The following is a 19929-nucleotide window of genomic DNA, read 5'->3' as shown; positions in this document are numbered from 1 at the left end:
GGAGCCGCGACCATGACCGCCCTCCTTGGCTGCATCGCCGACGACTTCACCGGCGCCACCGACCTCGCCAACACGCTGGTGCGCAACGGCATGCGCACCGTGCAGACCATCGGCGTGCCCGCCTCCATGGCCGATATCGGCAGCGCCGACGCCGTGGTGGTCGCGCTCAAGTCGCGCACCGTGCCCGCGGCCCAGGCCGTGGCCGAATCGCTCGCCGCGCTGCAGTGGCTGCGCGCGCAGGGCTGCCGCCAGTTCGTCTTCAAGTACTGCTCCACCTTCGATTCGACCGACGCCGGCAATATCGGGCCGGTGGCCGAGGCCTTGCTGGCGGCGCTGGACAGCGACTTCACCATCGCCTGCCCGGCCTTCCCGGAGAACGGCCGCACCATTTTCCGCGGCCACCTGTTCGTCGGCGATGCGCTGCTGAACGAATCGGGCATGGAGCACCATCCGCTGACGCCGATGACCGATGCCAACCTGGTGCGCGTGCTGCAGCGCCAGAGCAAGCACAAGGTGGGGCTGCTGCGCTACGACGCAATCGCGCGCGGCGCGCAGGCTACGGCCGAACGCATCGCCGCGCTGCGCGGCGAGGGTGTACGCATGGCGATTGCCGATGCGGTCTCCGACGCCGACCTGCTTACGCTGGGCGAGGCTTGCGCCGGTCTGCCGCTGGTGACCGGCGGCTCCGGCATCGCGCTGGGCCTGCCCGAGAACTTCCGCCGCGCCGGCCTGCTGCCGCAGCGCGCCGACGCCGACGCGGTGCCGGCCATCGCCGGCCCCGGCGTGGTGCTGGCCGGCAGCGCCTCGCGCGCGACCAATGGCCAGGTGGCACGCTGGCTCGAGCAAGGCCGCCCGGCGCTGCGCATCGACCCGCTCGCGCTGGCGCGCGGCGAGGCCGTGGCCGACGCGGCGCTCGCCTTTGCCGCCGCGCATGACGAGCCGGTGCTGGTCTATGCGACCTCCAGCCCGGACGAAGTCAAGGCGGTGCAGGCCGAGCTGGGCGTGGCGCGCGCCGGCCACCTGGTCGAGCAATGCCTGGCCGTGGTCGCCGCCGGACTGAAGGCACGCGGCACGCGCCGCTTCGTGGTCGCGGGCGGCGAGACCTCGGGCGCGGTGGTGCAGGCGCTGGGCGTGCGCGCGCTGCGCATCGGCGCGCAGATCGCCCCGGGGGTGCCGGCCACCGTCACGCTGGATGCCACGCCGCTGGCGCTCGCGCTCAAGTCGGGCAACTTCGGCGGGCCGGACTTTTTCGACGAAGCGCTGCGCCAGCTGGGAGGCCAGTGATGAGCACCGAAAGCAAGCTGCGCGAAGAGATCTGCCGCATCGGCGCCAGCCTGTACCAGCGCGGCTATACCGTGGGCTCGGCCGGCAATATCAGCGCGCGGCTCGACGACGGCTGGCTGATCACCCCGACCGATGCGTGCCTGGGCATGATGGACCCCGCATCGGTCGCCAAGGTCGCCGCCGACGGCACCTGGATGTCGGGCGACAAGCCGTCGAAGACGCTGACGCTGCATCGCGCCATCTATGACAACAACCCCGGGGCGCACGCCGTGGTGCATACGCACTCGACCCACCTCGTGGCCCTGACGCTGGCCGGGGTCTGGCAACCGGACGACGTACTGCCGCCGCTCACGCCCTACTACGTGATGAAGGTCGGCCATGTGCCGCTGATTCCCTACCATCGCCCCGGCGATCCCGCGGTGGCCGCGCGCGTGGCCACGCTGGCCGCGCAGGTGCGCGGCGTGCTGCTGGAGCGCCTGGGGCCGGTGGTGTGGGAGTCCAGCGTATCGCGCGCCGCGTTCGCGCTGGAAGAACTGGAGGAGACCGCCAAGCTATGGATGACCATGAAAGACGTGCCGGGCTTTGCCGCCCGCGCGGCGCTGCCCGACAGCGCCCTGGCTGAGCTGCGCGACGCCTTCCAGGCGCGCTGGTAGCACCAGCCCCGCTGCTTCCCTGACCACCCCGGCCTGATCCCGGCGCGGCGGCCCCGGCCACCGCGCGGGGGACGCGCATGCCTGCGATCCGCGCGTGGCCGCAACCACAAGACCAGACTCACCACCATACCCGGAGACCACCGATGCCATCCAACCAACCGGCGGCCAGCGTGCCCGCCTTCGACAGCCTGGGCGGCAACGCCCGGCTCGACGCCGACACCCGGATCGAGAAACGCGCCTATAGCAAGGTGTTCTGGCGCATCATGCCGTTCCTGATGCTGTGCTACGTGGTCGCCTACCTCGACCGCGTCAACGTCGGCTTCGCCAAGCTGCAGATGGGCCAGGACCTGGCCTTCTCCGAGACCGTGTTCGGCCTGGGTGCCGGCCTGTTCTTTATCGGCTATTTCCTGTTCGAGCTGCCCAGCAACCTGCTGATGCACAAGATCGGCGCGCGCATCTGGATCGCGCGCATCATGATCACGTGGGGCATCATCTCGGCGCTGTTCATGTTCGTGCAGACGCCGACGCAGTTCTACGTGATGCGCTTCCTGCTCGGCCTGGCCGAAGCCGGCTTCTATCCCGGCGTGATCCTGTACCTGACCTACTGGTTCCCGGCCAACCGCCGCGCCAGGATGATCGCGCTGTTCATGTCCGGCATCCCCATTGCCGGCATGTTCGGCAACCCGCTGTCGGGCTGGATCATGGACGCGTTCAACGGCACCCACGGCATGCGTGGCTGGCAGTGGATGTTCCTGCTCGAGGCGCTGCCCGCGTTCGTGATCGGCTTGCTGACGATCTTCGTGCTGCGCGACGGCATCGACAAGGCGCCGTGGCTCGACGCCGACGAGAAGCGCGTGCTCAAGCGCAATATCGAGGAAGACCAGCGCAATGCCGGCGCCGCCGCCGGCAAGGGGCATGGCCACTCGCTGGGCGCGGTGTTTGCCGACCGCCGCGTGTGGTGGATGTGCCTGATCTACTTCTGCTTCGTCACCGGCCAGTACGCGCTGACCTTCTGGATGCCCACGCTGGTGAAGTCCAGCGGCGTGACCGGCAACTTCAATATCGGCCTGCTGTCGGCGATCCCGTTCCTCTGCGCGGTGGTGGTGATGAACATCCTGGGCCATAGCGCGGACGCGCGCCGCGAGCGCCGCTGGCACCTGATCGTGCCGGCGCTGATGGGTGCCGCGGGCTTTGCCATCGCCGCCTCGTTCACCAACAATACGACCGTGGCGATTGCCGCGCTGTCGCTGGCCGCCGCCGGCGTGCTGACCTGCGCGCCGCTGTTCTGGTCGCTGCCGACCTCGTTCCTGTCGGGCATCGCTGCGGCCTCGGGCATTGCGGTGGTCAACTCGGTGGGCAACCTGGCCGGCTTCGTGTCGCCGTACATGGTGGGCGCGCTCAAGGACCTGACCCAGAGCACCCAGCTGCCGATGTACGTGCTGTCGGCCATCCTGGTGGTCGGCGCCGTGCTGGTGTGGCTGACGCCCGCTAAACTGGTCAATCGCTGAACCCGCTTTCGCTTCCGGAGTTTTCCATGCCGCGCTTTGCCGCCAACCTGTCGATGATGTACCAAGAGCACGCCTTCCTGGACCGCTTTGCCGCTGCCGCGGCCGACGGCTTCCGGGCGGTCGAGTACCTGTTCCCGTACGAGCACCCCGCCGCCGAGCTGCGCGCGCGCCTCGACGCGAACGGCCTCGCGCAGGCGCTGTTCAATGCCCCGCCGGGCGACTGGGCGGCGGGCGAGCGCGGCCTGGCGGCGCTGCCGGGACGCGAGGCGGAATTCCGCGGCACCATCGGCCGCGCGCTCGAATACGCCGGCGTGATCGGCAACGACCGCATCCATGTGATGGCCGGCCTGGTCCCGGCCGATGCCGATCCCGCGCGCTGCCGCGCCGCCTACCTGGAGAACCTGGCCTTTGCCGCCAGCGCGGCGGCCGCGCAGGGCGTGACCGTGCTGATCGAGCCGATCAATACGCGCGACATGCCGGGCTATTTCCTCAACCGCCAGGACGACGGCCAGGCGATCTGCAAGGAGGTCGGCGCGGCCAACCTGAAGGTGCAGTTCGACTGCTACCACTGCCAGATCGTCGAGGGCGATGTCGCGATGAAGCTGCGGCGCGACATCGCCGGCATCGGCCATATCCAGGTCGCCGGCGTGCCGGAGCGCCATGAGCCCGACGTGGGCGAGCTGCACTACCCCTACCTGTTCGACGTCATTGACGCGCTCGGCTATGCCGGCTGGATCGGCTGCGAATACCGCCCGCGCGCCGGCACCTCGGCAGGCCTGGGCTGGCTCAAGCCCTACCTCGGCCGCTGATGCAACACCACTGAAGACCTCTTGCCATGAACGTACTGATTACCGGCGGCGCCGGCTTCCTCGGCCTGCAACTCGCCCGCCTGCTGCTGCAACGCGGCACCCTGAACCTGGACGGCCAGGCCGTCGCCTTCGAGCGCCTGACCCTGCTCGACGTGGTCGCGCCGCAAGGGCTGGACGATGCGCGCGTGCGCGTGGTGACCGGCGACCTGTCCGATCCCGCGGTGCTGCGCCAGGCCATCGACCAGGACACCGGCGCGGTGTTCCACCTCGCCGCCGTGGTCAGCGGCCAGGCCGAGGCCGATTTCGAACTCGGCATGCGCGTCAACCTGGACGCGTCGCGTGCGCTGCTGGAAACGTGCCGCGAACTGGGCCACAAGCCGCGCGTGCTGTTCACCAGCTCGGTCGCGGTCTATGGCGGCGAGCTGCCGCCGGTGGTGCAGGACGACACCGCGCTGAACCCGCAATCGTCGTACGGCGTGCAGAAGGCCATCGGCGAACTGCTGCTGTCCGACTACAGCCGCCGCGGCTTCGTCGATGGCCGCGTGCTGCGCCTGCCGACCATCAGCGTGCGCCCGGGCAAGCCCAACGCGGCGGCGTCGTCGTTCGCCAGCGGCATCATCCGCGAGCCGCTGGCGGGCGTGGCGGCCAACTGCCCGGTAGCACCGGAGACTAAGCTGTGGCTGCTGTCGCCACGCGCCGCGGTGGCCGCGCTGGTCAACGGCATCGAGCTGGCGGGCGAGCGCCTGGGCAACCGGCGCGTGGTCAACCTGCCGGGCTTGTCGGTCACCGCCGCGGGCATGGTCGACGCGCTGCGCCGCGTCGCGGGCGACGCGGTGGCGGACTTGGTGACGTGGCAACGCGAGGAGCGCGTCGAGAAGATCGTCGGCACGTGGCCCGCGGCGTGGAATGCGGAACGGGCCTTGTCGCTGGGGTTCGAGAGCGATGCGAGCTTTGATGCGGTGATCCGGGCTTATATGGAAGATGCGGGGGTGGGCAAGTAAGCTGCCCACGCGGCAAGCGGGTCGTAGGCAAATACGTCGGAGCTTGCCATCACCCCTCGCAATCGCTCCCCTCTCCCGCGAAGTGGGAGAGGGGTGGGGGTGAGGGCCGGAGCGGCAACGAAGTCAAGTGTGTCGGTATGCCTGCGCCTGCCCTCACCCCCTGCCCCTCTCCCGCGCGCGGGAGAGGGGAGCAAACAAGCGGGATTTGAAGTTTCGTTTGGGCGGGTCACCCCGCCGGCTTCACCACCTCATACCCCTCGATCACCTCCCGCACCACCCCCGGGATCGGCGCCGACTTCTTCGTCGCCGGGTCCGCGCACACATAGACGATTTCACCGGTGATCAGGTGCTCGTCGCCCCGATACATCTCCACCCGGAACAGCATGCTCGACCGCCCCAGCCGCGCCATGCGGCCGCGGATGTCGAGCTGATCGTCGAAGCGCGCCGACGCGTGGTACTCCAGCGTCGACTTGACCACGAAGATATCCACGCCGTGCGCGTGCAGCACGTCCTCCGGATAGCGGATGCCCAGCGCGCGCCAGTACTCGGTCACGCAGATATCGCAATAGGTCAGGTAGTGCGCATTGAAGACGATCGACTGCGGATCGACCTCGGACCAGCGCACGCGCAGCGGGATGGTGTGGCGGAACTCCTCTTTGGCCATTGACGTGGTCTCCCTGGTGGTTTGTCGGCGCAATGCAAAGCATCAGGCCGCCGCCCCGCCGGCATGGGGCCGGCAGGCGCGGCGGCCTGGTTGAACGCAACGGGTGCTGGCTTACTGCGGCTTGGCCAGCCCCAGCTTCTCGATGATCGCCTTTTCCTTCTTGACGGTTTCCGCCGCGAACTGCGCATACTGCTGGCTGTTCATGTAGAACGGCTCCATGTCGAACTTGGCCAGCGACTCGCGGTAGTTGGGCATCTCCATGGCCTTCCTGAAGGCGTCATGCAGCTTCTGCACGATCTTCGGGTCGGTGCCCTTGGGCGCGACCAGGCCGAACGGCGAGGTCTGCACGATGCCCATGCCCAGTTCCTTCAGCGTCGGCACGTTGGGGAAGCGCGCCGAGCGCTTCTCGCCCCAGGTCGACAGCAGGCGCAGCTTGCCCTGCTCTACGTACGGCGCCCACGCCGGCGTGTCGGCCACCGACATCACGTGGCCGCCCAGCAGCGCCTGCATCGATTCCGAGTTGCCCTTGTACGGGATATGCGAGAACTGCACGCCCTGCTTCATCGCCAGTTCTTCCATGGTCAGGTGCAGCGTGGTCATCGACCCCGGCGAACCGTAGGTCAGCTTGCCCGGGTTGGCCTTGGCGTAGGCGATGTAGTCCTGCATGGTCTTGATCGGCGACTCGGCCGGCACCACCAGGCCGAACGAATAGCCGGCGAGGTTGATGATGTAGCTCAGGTCCTTGACCGGGTCCCAGTTGATCTTGGTGGTGTACGGCAGGCGGTAGACCGGCATGGCCACCTGCGCCAGCGTGTAGCCGTCGGGCGCGGTGCTCTGCATCAGCTGCGCCGGCAGCACGCCGCCGGCACCGGGCTTGTTCTCGACGATCACCGGCTGGCCCAGGATCTTCGAGGCGTTGTCGGCCAGCACGCGGAACGGGATATCGGTGGAGCCGCCGGCGGTGTAGCCGATCACCAGCCGGATCGGGCGCTGCGGGAACTTGTCGGCCTGGGCCTGGGCGGGCAAGGCGGCAAGACCGAGGGCCGCGGTGGCGGCGGCGATGCCCGCGCGGGCGAGGAAGTGGCGGCGTTGCATTTGAATGTGTCTCCTAGTGCTGCAAATCACTGCTTGAAAAGTGCGTGGACCGGCGCGACCGCAAGTCGGGGCCTAGTCCTGCGAGGTGCCGAACGCGGTGCGCAGCGCGGCGACGGCATCGGCATGCGCCTGCGCCACCGCGGGCACGAACCGGCCCAGCTTGAAGAAGTCATGGATCATGCCGGGGTAGTCGGCCAGCGTGGCGGCAACGCCGGCGGCGCCGAGCTTTTCGGCATAGGCCACGCCCTCGTCATGCAGCGGGTCGTAGCCGGCCACCGCGATCCAGGCCGGGCAGACCCCGCCTACCTCGGCACCGGTGCCGCCGCCGTCGAGCGGCGCGAAGCGCCAGTCGTCGCGGCTGGCATCCTGGTCCAGGTACTGCGCGAAAAACCAGCGGATCATGTCCGCCGTCAGCAGGTAGCCATCCGCCAGCGCGCGGTGCGAGGGCGTATCCTGGCGCGCGCAGGTGCCCGGATAGATCAGCAGTTGCAGCACCGGTGCCAGCCCGGCATCGCGCGCCTCGACCGCGCAGGCGGCGGCCAGCGTGCCGCCGGCACTGTCGCCGCCCAGGCCGATGCGGGCGGGGTCGGCGCCGAGCTTGTCGGCTTCGGCAAAGACCCAGTGCAGCACATCGAAGGCGTCGTTGACCGCGGTCGGGAAGCGCCATGCCGGCCCGAGCCGGTAATCCACCGACAGCACCATGCAGTCGGCCTGGCCGCACAGCAGGCGGCACAGCGGGTCGTGCGAATCGACGCTGCCGACCGTGAAGCCGCCGCCATGGAAATACACCAGCAGCGGCAGCGGCTCGATCCAGCTGGCTTCGCGCGGCGTGTACAGCCGCACCGGGATGGCGTGGCCGTCGCGGGCCGGCACCAGCAGGTCTTCCGCGGTATGCACCGGTGGCGGGTTGATATCGAGGATCGGCGCGCTCTTCTCGTAGGCGATCTTGGCGTCTTCCGGCGCCATGGCGTGGATCGGCGGCCGCTTGGCGCGCGCGATCAGGGCCAGCAACGTGGCCATCTGCGGGTCCAGCGGATGATCCGGCAAGCCTGGCGTGGCGGATGGGGAAGACGGTACGACAGACATAGGGCGCGATGCGGCACAAACCCGACGCGGGCCCCGCGCGGGCGCGGCGTCGGCATCGGGACAAGTTCGAATAGTGAACGGTCGTTCGATTTTAGTATGATGCCAGATGTTTCCGACCCCGGGCAGTCCGAGATAACCCCGAAAAGTCCGACTCACCGTGCCACGCGGCAAGTTTTTGCGCGATGATCGGCTGGCGGCACGCCCGGAGCGAGCGAAAACGATTGCGGCAGGTCCATTGAAGCCCAGGACAGCGCACGGCGCCAGTCACAGGCAAGGGCCGTGACGAAAGGAATTCCAATAATTTCGCGGCATATCCCAGCAGGAGACAAGCAAAACATGGCGTTCATCTACTATCTGACCCACATTCACCTGGACTTCGGCGCGGTCAGCGTGCTGAAGTCGGAATGCGAGCGCATCGGCATCCGCCGGCCATTGCTGGTGACTGACCAGGGCGTGGTCGCGGCCGGCGTGGCGCAGCGCGCCATCGACGCGATGGCGGGCCTGCCGGTGACGGTGTTCGACGAGACCCCGTCGAACCCGACCGAGGCCATGGTGCGCAAGGCCGCCGCGCAGTACCGCGAGCACGGCTGCGACGGCCTGGTGGCGGTGGGCGGCGGGTCGTCGATCGACCTGGCCAAGGGCATCGCGATCCTGGCCACGCACGAGGGCGAGCTGACCACCTATGCCACCATCGAAGGCGGCAGCGGCAAGATCACCGACCAGGCCGCGCCGCTGATCGCGGTGCCCACCACCGCGGGCACCGGCAGCGAGGTCGCGCGCGGCGCCATCATCATCCTGGACGATGGCCGCAAGCTGGGCTTCCACTCCTGGCACCTGCTGCCCAAGTCGGCGGTGTGCGATCCAGAACTGACCCTGGGCCTGCCCGCCGGCCTGACCGCCGCCACCGGCATGGACGCTATCGCCCACTGCATCGAGACCTTCCTGGCTCCCGCCTTCAACCCGCCCGCCGACGGCATCGCGCTCGACGGCCTGGAGCGCGGCTGGACCCATATCGAGCGCGCCACCCGCGACGGCAACGACCGCGATGCGCGCCTGAACATGATGAGCGCGTCGATGCAGGGCGCGATGGCGTTCCAGAAGGGACTGGGCTGCGTGCATTCGCTGTCGCACCCGCTCGGCGGGCTGAAGATCGACGGCCGCACCGGCCTGCACCACGGCACCCTCAACGCGGTGGTGATGCCGGCGGTGCTGCGCTTCAACGCCGACGCGCCCACCGTGGTGCGCGACCACCGCTACGCGCGCCTGCGCCGCGCCATGCACCTGCCCGACGGCGCCGACCTGGCGCAGGCGGTGCACGACATGACCGCGCGCCTGGGCCTGCCCACCGGACTGCGCCAGATGGGCGTCACCGAGGACATGTTCGACAAGGTGATCGCGGGCGCGCTGCGCGACCACTGCCACAAGACCAACCCGAAAGAAGCCAGCGCCGCGGATTATCGGCGTATGCTTGAGCAGTCCATGTAGCACACCGCGTAGCATCCAGCGGCCTCCCGCCGGTCGGACCGACCAAGCGGCTGTCCGGCGGCCCTCCCTCCACAGCGCAGGAGACAACATGAGCGGCGAGCACTTGCAGGTAGTCCATGGCGATATTACCCGGATGGAAGTCGATGCCATCGTCAATGCGGCCAACAGCGGCCTGCTCGGCGGCGGCGGCGTCGACGGGGCCATCCACGGGGCCGGCGGTCCCGCCATCATGGAGGCCTGCCGCGCGATCCGCGACGCGCAGGGCGGCTGCCCCACCGGCGAGGCGGTGCTGACTACGGGCGGCCGCCTGCCGGCCCCTTACGTGATCCACGCGGTCGGGCCGGTGTGGCACGGCGGCGGCCAGGGCGAGGACGAGCAGCTCGCCAATGCCTACCGCAACAGCATCCGTCTGGCGGCGCAGCATCACCTGCGCACGCTGGCCTTTCCCAACATCAGCACCGGCATCTACGGCTTCCCGCGCGAACGCGCGGCGGATATCGCCATCGCCGCGGTGCGCGAGGCGCTGGCCGGGGCGCCGGAGATCGAGCAGGTCACCTTCGTCTGCTTCGACGACGAGAACTACCGGCTTTACCGCGAGCGGCTGAGCTGAAATCCCGCCGGCGGCGGCCTGGGCCGCCGCCGGCGGAGTTCTGCGTTGCCGGCGCTCAGGCCGGCAGCGCGCTGCGGATCAGCTGGTTGATCCGTTCCGGCTGCTCGTGGATCACCCAGTGGCTGCCCTCGGGGATGCGCTCGAGCCGCAGGTCGGGCACGAAATCGGCCAGGCCGTCCACCAGCGACTTCGGCAGCGCGCGGTCGCGCTCGCCCCAGATCACCAGCGTCGGTACCCTGACCACGAACGCGGCCGGATCCAGCCGCGCAATGTCGGGCGGTGGCTCGCCCTCGCCCGGCGGATGCATTGGCGAGGCCCGGTAGAAGTTGACGCCGCCGGTGAGCGGATGCACGCCGGCGTCCTTGCCTTCGCCCGGCTGCGACCACGCCGCGTGGTACCTGGCGCGCGTCTCGGCGGTGTACCAGGCCGCCGGCTTGCCGTCGTCGTCGGACAGCATCCGGTCCAGCAGCGCGAAGTCGTTGGCGGCCAGCGCCTGTTCCGAACCCGGCTTGCGCAGCCAGTTCATGTAGGCCGACGCGGCCTGCTGCGCCGGATCGGTGGCGAGCGCGCGCGCGAACAGGTACGGATGGGGCGAATTGACGATGACCAGCTGGCGCACCAGCTGCGGGAACTGGATCGCCAGGTTCCAGCAGATCGCGCCGCCCCAGTCGTGCGCCACCACCACCGCCTGGTCATAGCCCAGCGCGCCGACCAGCTGCACCAGGTCTTCGACGATATGGCGCGGCCGGTAGGCGCTGACGTCGGCGGGCTTGCTTGACAGGTTGAAGCCGCGCAGGTCGGGCGCGACGGCGAAATGCGTGCGGCCGAACTCGGCCAGCTGCGCCTCCCATTCGAACCAGAATTCCGGAAAGCCGTGCACGAACAGCATCAGCGGCTTGCCGCGCTCGCCCGCGCTGGCGTAGTGCAGCCGGGTTTCGTTGGGCAGCGTGGCGTACTGCAGGTGGCGGATCACGGCGGCGGGCGCTACCATGTTGTTCTCCATATGCGGTCCTCCTCGTGGCGGCGTTGTGCGGCGCATGGTCAGCCGCGCAACGCGGCAACGAGGCCCGCGCGGACCTCGGGCTTGTCGGCAAACGGATCGCCGGGGTTGCGCTGCCCGACGATATCCTCGAAGCGCTGGCGCACGGGAGCGAGCGCCTGGGGGTGGGAATAAATATAGAAGCTTTCCTCGCGGATGGCATCGAACGTGATTTGCGCCACCTCCGCCGCGGTCACCTTGCCGGAGCCGACGGCCTTGTCCGACAAGGCCTGCGACACCATTTGCGAACGCGTCGGCGGCGCCTGGTTGGCCAGGTCGGCGGGCCGGTTGCGCTGCGACTGGCTGATGCCGGTCGGCACGAAGTACGGGCACAGCACCGAGCAGCGCACCTGCTCCGTCACCAGCCCCAGGTCCTGGTACAGCGTTTCGGTCAGCGCCACCACCGCGTGCTTCGACACGTTGTACACGCCCATCGCCGGCGGATTCAGCAAGCCCGCCATCGATGCGGTGTTGACGATATGCCCCTCGAACGCCGGATCCTTCTCGGCCGCGGCCAGCATCAGCGGCGTGAAGATGCGCACCCCGTGCACCACGCCGTACAGGTTGACGCCAAGCACCCATTCCCAGTCCCGCTCCGAGTTTTCCCAGATCAGGCCGCCCGCGCCCACGCCGGCATTGTTGAACAGCAGGTTGACCTGGCCAAAGGCTTCGAGCGCGGCATCGGCCAGTGCCTGCACCTGCCCGGCTTGCGAGACGTCGGTACGCAGGCCGATCACCGGCACGTTGCGCGCCTGGAACTCGGCGACGGTCGCGTCCAGCGCGTCTTCCTGCACGTCGGCCAGCACCAGCTTCATGCCGAGGTCGGCGGCGATGCGGGCGAATTCCTTGCCGAAGCCCGAGGCGCCACCGGTAATGACGGCCACCTTGTTGGAGAAATCCTTCATGTCGTCTGTCCTGTCGCGTGAGTCCAATGGGAGCTGTCCGCCGCATGGCGGGCATGCGGGTTCAGTCCAGCAGGTCGGGCTGTTCCTTGACGATGCGGGCATAGAGCGGCTGGAACTGGAACCAGCCCGCCTGCGCCGTGCCGACGATCGAATAGGCCTGGCGCGCGGCGGCGTCGGCAATCACCTTCAGCGGCGCCTGCGTGCGCGCGGCGGCGGCTTCGGCCAGCAGCTGCACCTGGCACGAGCGCTCCATGGTGATGAACCACCACGCCGCTTCGTCGACGGTCTTGCCGACCGTCAGCAGGCCGTGGTTCTGCAGGATCGCGGCCTTGTTCTGCCCGAGCGCGTTGGCGATGCGCTGGCCCTCGTCCAGCTCCACCACCACGCCGCCAAAGTCGTCATAGACCGCATGGTCGTTGTAGAAGGCGCACACGTCCTGGGTCAGCGCATCGAGCGGGCGGCCCAGCGTCGACCACGCGCGCCCATAGGTGCTGTGCGAATGCGCGGCGGCGACCGCGTCGGGGCGGGTCTGGTGCACGCGCGAATGGATCGCGAAGGCCGCGGCATTGACCGGGTAGTCGCCCTCGACCACGTCGCCGTGGTGATCGCAGCGGATCAGGTTGGAGACCCGGACCTGGCTGAAATGCACGCCGAAGGGATTGACCCAGAAGGTATCGGGGAACTCGGGGTCGCGCGCGGTGATATGGCCGGCCACGCCTTCGTCGAAGCCGAATTTCGAGAACAGCCGGAAGGCGGCGGCCAGGCGCTGCTTGCGGTGCAGGCGCTCTTCGCCCGCGGTGGCGAACTGGGGCGGCCGTGGCAGGTTGCGGTAGCGGGCCTTGACCTCTTCGGGCAGGCCGGCGCCGATCTCGTCGGCGCTCTGGATTTGCGGGGCTTGCGGGGCATTCATCGGTGTCTCCGTCCTGGTGATATCCGTTGCCCGCGGCGCGCCGTGCAGACGCGCCGCGGCCCTGCATGCGCCGGTCAGACCAGCTTGACCAGCTGCTTGCCGAAGTTCTTGCCCTTGAGCAGGCCGATAAAGGCCTCCGGCGCGCTCGCCAGGCCCTCGGCGATGCTCTCGCGGAACTTGAGCTTGCCCTGCGCGACCGCGGTGCCCAGTTCCTTCAGCGCCTGCGGCCACACATCCATGTGCTCGGAGACGATAAAGCCCTCGATGGTCAGGCGCGAGACCAGGATCAGCTGGGGGTTCTTCAGCGGCAGTGGCTGGCCGTCATAGCCGGCAATCATGCCGCACAGGGCAATGCGGCCGAAGGCGTTCATGCGCGACAGCACCGCGTCGAAGATCTCGCCGCCGACGTTCTCGAAATAGCCGTCGATGCCATCGGGCGTGGCTTCCTTGAGCATGGTGTAGAGCTCTTTCGGGTCTTTCGCCGCCTTGTAGTCGATACAGGCGTCGAAGCCCAGCTCATTGACCACGTAGTCGCACTTGTCCTTGCCGCCGGCAAAGCCGACCGCGCGGCAGCCGGCCAGCTTGGCCAGCTGGCCCACCACGCTGCCGACCGCGCCCGACGCGGCGCTGACCGCGATGGTCTTGCCCGCCTTGGGCTGGATGATCTTGTTCAGGCCATACCACGCGGTCACGCCCGGCATGCCGACCGCGCCGAGGTAGGCCGACAGCGGGATATGCGTGGTGTCGACCGGCTGCAGGCCGGTGCCGTCGCTGACGCCCATTTCCTGCCAGCCGAACATGCCGACCACCTTGTCGCCCGGCTTGAACTTGCTGTTTTTGCTTTCCACCACTTCGCCGACGGTGCCGCCGATCATCACTTCATTGAGCGGCTGCGGCGCGGCGTAGGACTTGCTGTCGTTCATGCGGCCGCGCATGTACGGGTCGAGCGACAGATAGTGGTTGCGCACCAGCACCTGGCCGTCGGCGATCTGCGGCACGGGCACTTCTTCCAGCCGGAAATTGGCCGGCGTGACCGCGCCTTCGGGACGCGAGGCCAGGACGATGCGCTTGAATGTGTTGGACATGGTCGAATTCCTTCCAATGGGAGATGGAAACTGCATGGAAACTGCTGAAGCGGGGCAATGCGGCACATGAAGCGCCCCGCCTGTCCTGGCGCCGACGCTCAGCCGTCGGCGCCGGTATCGGTTTCGCCGGGGCGCTGCGGCGGCATGCGCCGGATGTACTTGAACGTGCCCGAGCCGCGCGCCACGGTCTTGCCGTCGGCATCGACGATCTCGGCCTCGCAGAACACCATGGTGGTGGTGCGGTGCACGGTGGTGCCGCGCGCGCTCAGGTGGCCGCGGCCCGGCGCCATGAAGCTGCTCTTCATCTCGATGGTGACCACGCCGCGGCCATCGGCATCGCTGCTGCGGCCGGCCACCGCCATGGCGACGTCGAGCAGCGTCATGATGACGCCGCCGTGGGCCATGTCCCAGCTGTTCTGGTGGCGCTTCTCGATCGGCAGCGAGATCTCGCTGCGCCCGCCCTCGGCCAGGCTGCAGGTCACGCCAAGCTCGGCAAGGAAGGGGATATGGCTCAGGGAGCCGGTGTACTGGTTCATGGCAATGCGAATGGAAGTGGGGGATTGGAGAGGCGCCGGCGGTTTGCCCGCCGGCGCCGACCCCGCATTATTGCCGCAAACGAAGGCCGTCGCTCAGACCGCGCTGACGCCGCCGTCGACCGCCAGGATCTGCCCGGTGATGTGCTTGCCGGCATCGCTGGCGAACAGCAGCGCGGCGCCCTTCAGGTCTTCGTCGTCGCCCAGCCGATGCAGCGGCACACCCGCGCACATGGCCTCGACGCCCATGCGCTCGAGCGAGCCCTTGGTCATCTTGGACGGGAAGAAGCCCGGCGCCAGCGCGTTGACGGTGATGTTGTGCTCGCCCCACTCCGCCGCCAGCGTGCGGGTGAAATTGACCACCGCGCCCTTGGAGGTGTTGTAGGCAATGGTCTCCATCGACCCCGGCGGATTGCCGGCCAGGCCCGCGATCGACGCCACGTTGATGATGCGGCCGTAGCGGCGCGGGATCATCGACAGCTTGCCGATGCGCTGGCTCAGCAGGAACAGGCCGCGGATATTCAGGTTCATGACCTTGTCCCACGCTTCCAGCGGATGGTCTTCCGCCGGCGCGCCCCAGGTCGCGCCGGCGTTGTTGACCAGGATGTCGACGTGGCCAAGCCTGGCGATGGCCTCGTCGGCCAGGCGCGCGATCTCGGCTTCCTGCGAGCCGTCGGCGGCGATCCAGTCGGCCTCGATGCCGAGGCCCTTCAGGTGCTCCTGCGCGGCGCGCAACTCGTCGGCCTTGCGCGCCGACAGCACGATGCGCGCGCCCTGCTCGCCCAGCGCCTCGGCAATCTGCAGGCCAAGCCCGCGCGAGCCGCCGGTGATCAGCGCGGTCTTGCCCTTCAGGTCAAACAATTGCTGGATGGTGCGCATGTTGTCTCTTCCTTGGTTGTCTTGAGTGAGGCAGTAAGCAGGCAGAACCGGTGCTCAGAACCAGGCGTCCTGCATGTCCAGCGTGGTGCGGTCGAGCGAGGCCAGCAGGTCGAGCTGCGGACCGACCCTGGGTAGCTCGAAGCGGAAGAAGTACGCCGCCGCGGCCAGCTTGCCGCGATAGAAGTCCTGGTCTTCCTGGCCGCTCGCCTGCGCCAGCGCGGCTTGCGCCAGCAGTGCCTGCTCCAGCCAGATCCACGCCACCACCACATGTCCGAAGGCTTCGAGATAGATCGATGCATTGGCCAGCGTCACGTTGGCATCGCCGGCGCTCCACAGCGTCTGTGTGACCTCGGCCAGACGCTTGGTTGCGGCGCCGAGTGCGCGCGCCTGCTGCGCCAGTTCGGCATCGTCCGCGGCCAGCGCGCGGCCGATGGTGGCCTGCACGCGCTCGCCCAGCAGCCTGAACGCGGCGCCATCCTTCATCACCACCTTGCGGCCCAGCAGGTCCAGGCCCTGGATGCCGTGCGTGCCTTCGTGGATGGGGTTCAGGCGGTTGTCGCGGTAGAACTGCTCGACGTTGTATTCGCGCGTGTAGCCGTAGCCGCCATGCACCTGGATCGCGAGGTTGTTGGCCTCCAGGCACCATTGCGAAGGCCAGCTCTTGGCGATCGGGGTCAGGATATCGAGCAGCAGCGCCAGGCGCGCGTGCGCGTCCTGGTCGCCGGCGGCGGCGGCCGCTTCCTCTTCGTCGACCAGCCGCGCGCAGTAAAGGTTAAGCGCCAGGCCGCCCTCGACATAGCTCTTCTGCGCCAGCAGCATGCGGCGGATATCGGCGTGCTCGACCAGCTTCACCTGCGGGCTGGCGGCGTCCTTGCCGCCGGGGCCGACCGGGCGGCCTTGCGGACGGTTGCGCGCATAGTCCAGCGCGTGCAGGTAGCCGGTATAGCCCAGCATCACCGCGCCCAGGCCCACGCCGATGCGCGCCTCGTTCATCATGTGGAACATGCAGGCCAGGCCCTTGTGCGGCTCGCCCACCAGGTAGCCGATGGCGCCGGCCTTGCCGCCCGGCCGATACTTCATGCCCTCGCCGAAATTCAGCAGGCAGTTGGTGGTGCCGCGGTAGCCCATCTTGTGGTTCAGGCCGGCCAGCACCACGTCATTGTGCTCGCCCAGCGAGCCGTCCTGGTTGACCAGGTACTTCGGCACGATAAACAGCGAAATGCCCTTCACGCCCGGGATCAGCTTGCCGTCCGGGCCGGGAATCTTGGCCAGCACCAGGTGGACGATGTTCTCCGACAGCTCGTGCTCGCCGGCGGAAATCCACATCTTGTTGCCGCGCAGCCGGTATTGCGCGCCCAGCGGCGATTCGCCTTCGTACTCGGCGCGGGTCGTGATATCCGACAGCGAAGAGCCGGCCTGCGGCTCCGACAGGCACATGGTGCCGAAAAAACGCCCTGCCATTTCCGGCTTGACGAAGGTCTCGACCTGCGCCGGCGTGCCGTGCGTCAGCAGCAGGTTGGCATTGCCGATGGTCAGGAACGGGTAGGAACTGGTGCCGACGTTGGCGCCCTTGAAGTAGGCAAAGCCGGCTTTCTCGACCACCACCGGCAGCTGCATGCCGCCCAGTTCGTAGTCTTGCCCGGCGGCCATCAGGCCGGCGTCGCAGAAGGCCTTCAGCGCGGTGCTGACCTCGGGGATGATGCTGACGGTCTCGCCGTCGAATTCGGGCTCGTGCTGGTCGTTCTTCTTGTTGTGCGGTGCGAACAGGTCGGTGGCGATCTTCTCGCAGGTGTCCAGCGCGGCATCGAAGGTCTCGCGCGAGTGGTCGGCGTAGCGCGGGATGCGGGTCAGCTCGTCGACCTTGAGCCATTCATACAGGATGAAGTTCAGGTCGCGACGGGAAAGGATCATCGACATGGTGTCTCCAGGCGGCGCACTGCGTGGCGCGCCGCGAATTCTTTTAGCCAGATTCAAGGTGAAGCGGTCAAAAAAAGGCGCTGCCGCACCCCTTCCCTTCCCTCGGTCAACCACCGTCGCCAAGGCGCGCGATGGTCCCCTGCGCTACCGCACAGAGCTTCTCCTCGCCATCCCTGACCGCAAACACGTCGCAGCGCACCACCGCCTGCTGGCGGCCCACGCTGACGCATTCGGCGCGGGCGATCAGCAATTCGCCGATCGCCGGGCGCACATAGTTGATCTTGTACTCGGAAGTCACCACGGGCACCTGCATGGCCGCGCCGCCCGCGTAGGTCAGCGCGTTGTCGGCCAGGTAGCTGACCACGCCGCCGTGCAGGAAGCCATGCTGCTGTTGCAGCGCTTGCCGTATCGGCAGCCGCAGCTCGGCCTTGCCCGGCGACAGCGCCGCCAGCTCGGTCCCGACCAGGACCGAGAAGGGCTGGCTGGCCAGCACTTCGCGGCCCCAGGCGAGCATGCCGGCGGCCGTCGCCGGCCGCGTCGTGCCCGCTGCGGACATCAAAGGACCTCGAACAGGCCGGCGGCGCCCTGGCCGCCGCCGATGCACATCGTCACCACCACGTATTTCACGCCGCGGCGCTTGCCTTCGATCAGCGCATGGCCGACCAGGCGCGCGCCCGACACGCCGTACGGATGGCCTACCGCGATGGCGCCGCCGTTGACGTTGAGGCGGTCCATCGGGATCCCCAGCGTGTCGGCGCAGTACAGCACCTGCACCGCGAAGGCTTCGTTCAGTTCCCACAGGCCGATGTCGTCGACCTTCAGGCCGGCCTTCTTCAGCAGCTTGGGCACCGCGAACACGGGACCGATGCCCATCTCGTCCGGCTCGCAGCCGGCCACGGCAAAGCCGCGGAACACGCCCAGCGGCTGCAGGCCCCTGGCCGCCGCCACGCGCGCGTTCATCACCACCGCCGCCGAGGCGCCGTCCGAGAACTGCGAGGCATTGCCGGCGGTGATCACGCCGCCCGGCACCGCGCTGCGGATCTTGGCCACGCCTTCCAGCGTGGTATCCGGGCGGATGCCCTCGTCGCGGTCGATGGTGACTTCCTTCGTCACCAGCTGGCCGGTGGACTTGTCGGCAACGCCGGCGAGCACCGTCATCGGCACGATCTCGTCGTTGAACTTGCCGGCTTCCTGCGCGGCCGCGGCGCGCTGCTGGCTGCGCACGCCGTACTCGTCCTGGCGCTCCTTCGAGATGTTGTAGCGCTTGGCCACGTTCTCGGCGGTCTGCAGCATGTTCCAGTAGATTTCCGGCTTGTTCTTGGTCAGCCAGCTTTCCTGGACCATATGGCGGTTCATCTCCTGCTGCACGCACGAGATGCTCTCGACGCCGCCGGCGACGAAGATGTCGCCCTCGTCGGCGATCACGCGCTGCGCGGCCATGGCTATGGTCTGCAGGCCCGACGAGCAGAAGCGGTTGACGGTGGCGCCGGGCACGGTAACCGGGCAGCCGGCGCGCAGCGCGATCTGGCGCGCGATATTGGCGCCGGTGGCGCCTTCCGGGTTGGCGCAGCCCATCAGCACGTCTTCGACCTCGGCGGCCTCGATCTTGGCGCGCGCGATGGCGTGCTGGACCGCGTGGCCGCCCAGCGTGGCGCCGTGGGTCATGTTGAAGGCACCCTTCCAGCTCTTGGCCAGGCCGGTCCGTGCGGTGGATACGATGACTGCTTCGTTCATGTGTTGCTCCTCGGAATCTCTTGTGTCGTTCAGTTCGGTGTTTCGGTTCAGCCCTGGCCACCGAGCAGGTCGGCGGACATCACGCGCGCGACGCCGGCGGCGCCGAGGTCCTGCCATGCCCGCGCCAGCGACCCGTGCAGGTCGATGGCGCGGCATGCATCCTCGACCACCGCGGCCTCGAAGCCCGCGGCGCGCCCATCGAGCGCGCTCCAGGCCACGCAGTAGTCCGTCGCCAGCCCGGCGCAGAACACGCGCCTGACGCCGTGCTCGCGCAGGTAGCCGGCCAGTCCGGTGCGCGTGGTGCGGTCCGCTTCCATAAAGGCGGAGTAGCTGTCCACGCCGGCATGGTGGCCCTTGCGGATCACCAGTCGCGCGTGCGGCACGTGCAGGCCCGCATGCAGCGCGGCGCCGGGCGTGTCCTGCACGCAGTGCACCGGCCACAGCACCTGCTCGCCATACGGCAGTGCCAGCGTCTGGAACGCCTGCGTGCCGGCATGGTTGGCCGCGAACGAGACGTGCGCGGCCGGATGCCAGTCCTGCGTCAGCACCACGTGCCCGAACGCGCGCGCCAGCCGGTTGATGACGGGCACGACCTCGTCGCCGCGCGGCACGGCCAGCGCGCCGCCAGGCATGAAGTCGTTCTGCACGTCGATCACCAGCAGGCAATCGTCAGGTCGGAGGGTGGTGTCCATGTCAGAGCCAGGAAGAACCGTGGTGGCGCGTCAGCCGCGG

20 protein-coding genes are annotated in these 19929 nt (G+C 68.6%); 7 read left to right on the top strand and 13 right to left on the bottom strand.

Annotated elements, in window-relative coordinates; genetic code table 11:
- Nucleotides 1-12: 12 nt before the first annotated feature.
- The 5 genes from otnK (at nucleotide 13) to denD (ending at nucleotide 5255) form a co-directional block, all read left to right on the top strand.
- Nucleotides 13-1284, top strand: coding sequence for a 3-oxo-tetronate kinase (gene otnK / locus A3AG_RS0113605; protein ID WP_018005939.1), 1272 nt, complete (start codon nucleotides 13-15; stop codon nucleotides 1282-1284).
- On the top strand, nucleotides 1284-1937 hold the full coding sequence (gene otnC, locus A3AG_RS0113600; RefSeq protein ID WP_018005938.1) for a 3-oxo-tetronate 4-phosphate decarboxylase: 654 nt from the start codon (nucleotides 1284-1286) through the stop codon (nucleotides 1935-1937). The genes otnK and otnC overlap by 1 nt, the downstream gene beginning before the upstream one ends.
- Before the next feature lie 143 nt (nucleotides 1938-2080).
- On the top strand, nucleotides 2081-3445 hold the full coding sequence (locus A3AG_RS0113595; protein WP_018005937.1) for an MFS transporter: 1365 nt from the start codon (nucleotides 2081-2083) through the stop codon (nucleotides 3443-3445).
- A 26-nt stretch (nucleotides 3446-3471) separates the two neighbouring features.
- Complete coding sequence (gene otnI, locus A3AG_RS0113590; protein ID WP_018005936.1) at nucleotides 3472-4254, top strand: 2-oxo-tetronate isomerase; 783 nt, start codon at nucleotides 3472-3474, stop codon at nucleotides 4252-4254.
- 26 nt (nucleotides 4255-4280) lie between these two features.
- The gene (gene denD / locus A3AG_RS0113585; protein ID WP_018005935.1) at nucleotides 4281-5255 is read left to right on the top strand and encodes a D-erythronate dehydrogenase; all 975 of its coding nucleotides are present in this window, start codon (nucleotides 4281-4283) and stop codon (nucleotides 5253-5255) included.
- A 226-nt stretch (nucleotides 5256-5481) separates the two neighbouring features.
- Here denD and A3AG_RS0113580 read toward each other — a convergent pair whose 3' ends face one another.
- The 3 genes from A3AG_RS0113580 to A3AG_RS0113570 all read right to left on the bottom strand — a co-directional run bounded on the left by A3AG_RS0113580 (nucleotide 5482) and on the right by A3AG_RS0113570 (nucleotide 8100).
- Entirely contained in the window at nucleotides 5482-5919 is a 438-nt protein-coding gene (locus A3AG_RS0113580; RefSeq protein ID WP_018005934.1) for a YbgC/FadM family acyl-CoA thioesterase, read from the bottom strand.
- A 111-nt stretch (nucleotides 5920-6030) separates the two neighbouring features.
- A complete protein-coding gene (locus A3AG_RS0113575) occupies nucleotides 6031-7014 on the bottom strand; it encodes a tripartite tricarboxylate transporter substrate binding protein (RefSeq protein ID WP_018005933.1) in 984 nt (327 codons plus the stop codon).
- A 72-nt stretch (nucleotides 7015-7086) separates the two neighbouring features.
- On the bottom strand, nucleotides 7087-8100 hold the full coding sequence (locus A3AG_RS0113570) for an alpha/beta hydrolase (protein ID WP_018005932.1): 1014 nt from the start codon (nucleotides 8098-8100) through the stop codon (nucleotides 7087-7089).
- Between the two features lie 336 nt (nucleotides 8101-8436).
- On the opposite strand from A3AG_RS0113570, the gene A3AG_RS0113565 reads away from it, so the two are divergent.
- Nucleotides 8437-9585: an iron-containing alcohol dehydrogenase gene (locus A3AG_RS0113565; RefSeq protein WP_018005931.1), complete on the top strand. Its 1149-nt coding sequence runs from the start codon at nucleotides 8437-8439 to the stop codon at nucleotides 9583-9585.
- Nucleotides 9586-9673: 88 nt separating this feature from the next.
- Nucleotides 9674-10195, top strand: coding sequence for an O-acetyl-ADP-ribose deacetylase (locus A3AG_RS0113560; RefSeq protein WP_018005930.1), 522 nt, complete (start codon nucleotides 9674-9676; stop codon nucleotides 10193-10195).
- Between the two features lie 55 nt (nucleotides 10196-10250).
- On the opposite strand, the gene A3AG_RS0113555 is transcribed toward A3AG_RS0113560, so the two are convergent.
- From A3AG_RS0113555 to pncA, 10 genes are all read right to left on the bottom strand, one after another.
- The gene (locus A3AG_RS0113555) at nucleotides 10251-11198 is read right to left on the bottom strand and encodes an alpha/beta fold hydrolase (RefSeq protein ID WP_018005929.1); all 948 of its coding nucleotides are present in this window, start codon (nucleotides 11196-11198) and stop codon (nucleotides 10251-10253) included.
- Nucleotides 11199-11236: 38 nt separating this feature from the next.
- Nucleotides 11237-12139, bottom strand: coding sequence for an SDR family oxidoreductase (locus A3AG_RS0113550; protein WP_018005928.1), 903 nt, complete (start codon nucleotides 12137-12139; stop codon nucleotides 11237-11239).
- A gap of 61 nt (nucleotides 12140-12200) precedes the next feature.
- Entirely contained in the window at nucleotides 12201-13049 is an 849-nt protein-coding gene (locus A3AG_RS0113545) for a class II aldolase/adducin family protein (RefSeq protein ID WP_018005927.1), read from the bottom strand.
- Between the two features lie 74 nt (nucleotides 13050-13123).
- Nucleotides 13124-14134, bottom strand: a complete 1011-nt coding sequence (locus A3AG_RS0113540; RefSeq protein WP_018005926.1) for an NADP-dependent oxidoreductase — start codon at nucleotides 14132-14134, stop codon at nucleotides 13124-13126.
- A gap of 98 nt (nucleotides 14135-14232) precedes the next feature.
- The gene (locus tag A3AG_RS0113535) at nucleotides 14233-14670 is read right to left on the bottom strand and encodes a PaaI family thioesterase (RefSeq protein ID WP_018005925.1); all 438 of its coding nucleotides are present in this window, start codon (nucleotides 14668-14670) and stop codon (nucleotides 14233-14235) included.
- Between the two features lie 93 nt (nucleotides 14671-14763).
- Nucleotides 14764-15546 (bottom strand): SDR family oxidoreductase, encoded by a 783-nt coding sequence (locus A3AG_RS0113530; protein ID WP_018005924.1) that lies wholly within the window; start codon nucleotides 15544-15546, stop codon nucleotides 14764-14766.
- A gap of 54 nt (nucleotides 15547-15600) precedes the next feature.
- Nucleotides 15601-17463 (bottom strand): acyl-CoA dehydrogenase, encoded by a 1863-nt coding sequence (locus A3AG_RS0113525; RefSeq protein ID WP_018005923.1) that lies wholly within the window; start codon nucleotides 17461-17463, stop codon nucleotides 15601-15603.
- A gap of 106 nt (nucleotides 17464-17569) precedes the next feature.
- The gene (locus A3AG_RS0113520) at nucleotides 17570-18019 is read right to left on the bottom strand and encodes a PaaI family thioesterase (protein ID WP_018005922.1); all 450 of its coding nucleotides are present in this window, start codon (nucleotides 18017-18019) and stop codon (nucleotides 17570-17572) included.
- The gene (locus A3AG_RS0113515; RefSeq protein ID WP_018005921.1) at nucleotides 18019-19197 is read right to left on the bottom strand and encodes an acetyl-CoA C-acyltransferase; all 1179 of its coding nucleotides are present in this window, start codon (nucleotides 19195-19197) and stop codon (nucleotides 18019-18021) included. Before A3AG_RS0113515 ends, A3AG_RS0113520 begins: the two co-directional genes overlap by 1 nt.
- Before the next feature lie 47 nt (nucleotides 19198-19244).
- Nucleotides 19245-19889: a bifunctional nicotinamidase/pyrazinamidase gene (gene pncA, locus A3AG_RS0113510; protein ID WP_018005920.1), complete on the bottom strand. Its 645-nt coding sequence runs from the start codon at nucleotides 19887-19889 to the stop codon at nucleotides 19245-19247.
- Nucleotides 19890-19929: the final 40 nt, after the last annotated feature.

The organism is Cupriavidus neocaledonicus, assembly GCF_000372525.1.
GTDB classification, from domain to species: domain Bacteria; phylum Pseudomonadota; class Gammaproteobacteria; order Burkholderiales; family Burkholderiaceae; genus Cupriavidus; species Cupriavidus neocaledonicus.
Note: the sequence above shows the minus strand (reverse complement) of the source record. Positions and strands in the feature narration are given on the sequence as shown.

What these genes read in the sequence shown, in the direction of transcription:
- otnC (WP_018005938.1), top strand. Translation starts at nt 1,284, where the DNA reads ATGAGCACCGAAAGCAAGCTGCGCGAAGAGATCTGCCGCATCGGCGCC.
- A3AG_RS0113580 (WP_018005934.1), bottom strand. Translation starts at nt 5,919, where the DNA reads ATGGCCAAAGAGGAGTTCCGCCACACCATCCCGCTGCGCGTGCGCTGG.
- A3AG_RS0113550 (WP_018005928.1), bottom strand. Translation starts at nt 12,139, where the DNA reads ATGAAGGATTTCTCCAACAAGGTGGCCGTCATTACCGGTGGCGCCTCG.
- A3AG_RS0113555 (WP_018005929.1), bottom strand. Translation starts at nt 11,198, where the DNA reads ATGGAGAACAACATGGTAGCGCCCGCCGCCGTGATCCGCCACCTGCAG.
- A3AG_RS0113515 (WP_018005921.1), bottom strand. Translation starts at nt 19,197, where the DNA reads ATGAACGAAGCAGTCATCGTATCCACCGCACGGACCGGCCTGGCCAAG.
- A3AG_RS0113565 (WP_018005931.1), top strand. Translation starts at nt 8,437, where the DNA reads ATGGCGTTCATCTACTATCTGACCCACATTCACCTGGACTTCGGCGCG.
- A3AG_RS0113525 (WP_018005923.1), bottom strand. Translation starts at nt 17,463, where the DNA reads ATGTCGATGATCCTTTCCCGTCGCGACCTGAACTTCATCCTGTATGAA.
- A3AG_RS0113570 (WP_018005932.1), bottom strand. Translation starts at nt 8,100, where the DNA reads ATGTCTGTCGTACCGTCTTCCCCATCCGCCACGCCAGGCTTGCCGGAT.
- otnK (WP_018005939.1), top strand. Translation starts at nt 13, where the DNA reads ATGACCGCCCTCCTTGGCTGCATCGCCGACGACTTCACCGGCGCCACC.
- A3AG_RS0113545 (WP_018005927.1), bottom strand. Translation starts at nt 13,049, where the DNA reads ATGAATGCCCCGCAAGCCCCGCAAATCCAGAGCGCCGACGAGATCGGC.
- A3AG_RS0113575 (WP_018005933.1), bottom strand. Translation starts at nt 7,014, where the DNA reads ATGCAACGCCGCCACTTCCTCGCCCGCGCGGGCATCGCCGCCGCCACC.
- A3AG_RS0113560 (WP_018005930.1), top strand. Translation starts at nt 9,674, where the DNA reads ATGAGCGGCGAGCACTTGCAGGTAGTCCATGGCGATATTACCCGGATG.
- A3AG_RS0113530 (WP_018005924.1), bottom strand. Translation starts at nt 15,546, where the DNA reads ATGCGCACCATCCAGCAATTGTTTGACCTGAAGGGCAAGACCGCGCTG.
- pncA (WP_018005920.1), bottom strand. Translation starts at nt 19,889, where the DNA reads ATGGACACCACCCTCCGACCTGACGATTGCCTGCTGGTGATCGACGTG.
- denD (WP_018005935.1), top strand. Translation starts at nt 4,281, where the DNA reads ATGAACGTACTGATTACCGGCGGCGCCGGCTTCCTCGGCCTGCAACTC.
- A3AG_RS0113540 (WP_018005926.1), bottom strand. Translation starts at nt 14,134, where the DNA reads ATGTCCAACACATTCAAGCGCATCGTCCTGGCCTCGCGTCCCGAAGGC.
- A3AG_RS0113535 (WP_018005925.1), bottom strand. Translation starts at nt 14,670, where the DNA reads ATGAACCAGTACACCGGCTCCCTGAGCCATATCCCCTTCCTTGCCGAG.
- otnI (WP_018005936.1), top strand. Translation starts at nt 3,472, where the DNA reads ATGCCGCGCTTTGCCGCCAACCTGTCGATGATGTACCAAGAGCACGCC.
- A3AG_RS0113520 (WP_018005922.1), bottom strand. Translation starts at nt 18,019, where the DNA reads ATGTCCGCAGCGGGCACGACGCGGCCGGCGACGGCCGCCGGCATGCTC.
- A3AG_RS0113595 (WP_018005937.1), top strand. Translation starts at nt 2,081, where the DNA reads ATGCCATCCAACCAACCGGCGGCCAGCGTGCCCGCCTTCGACAGCCTG.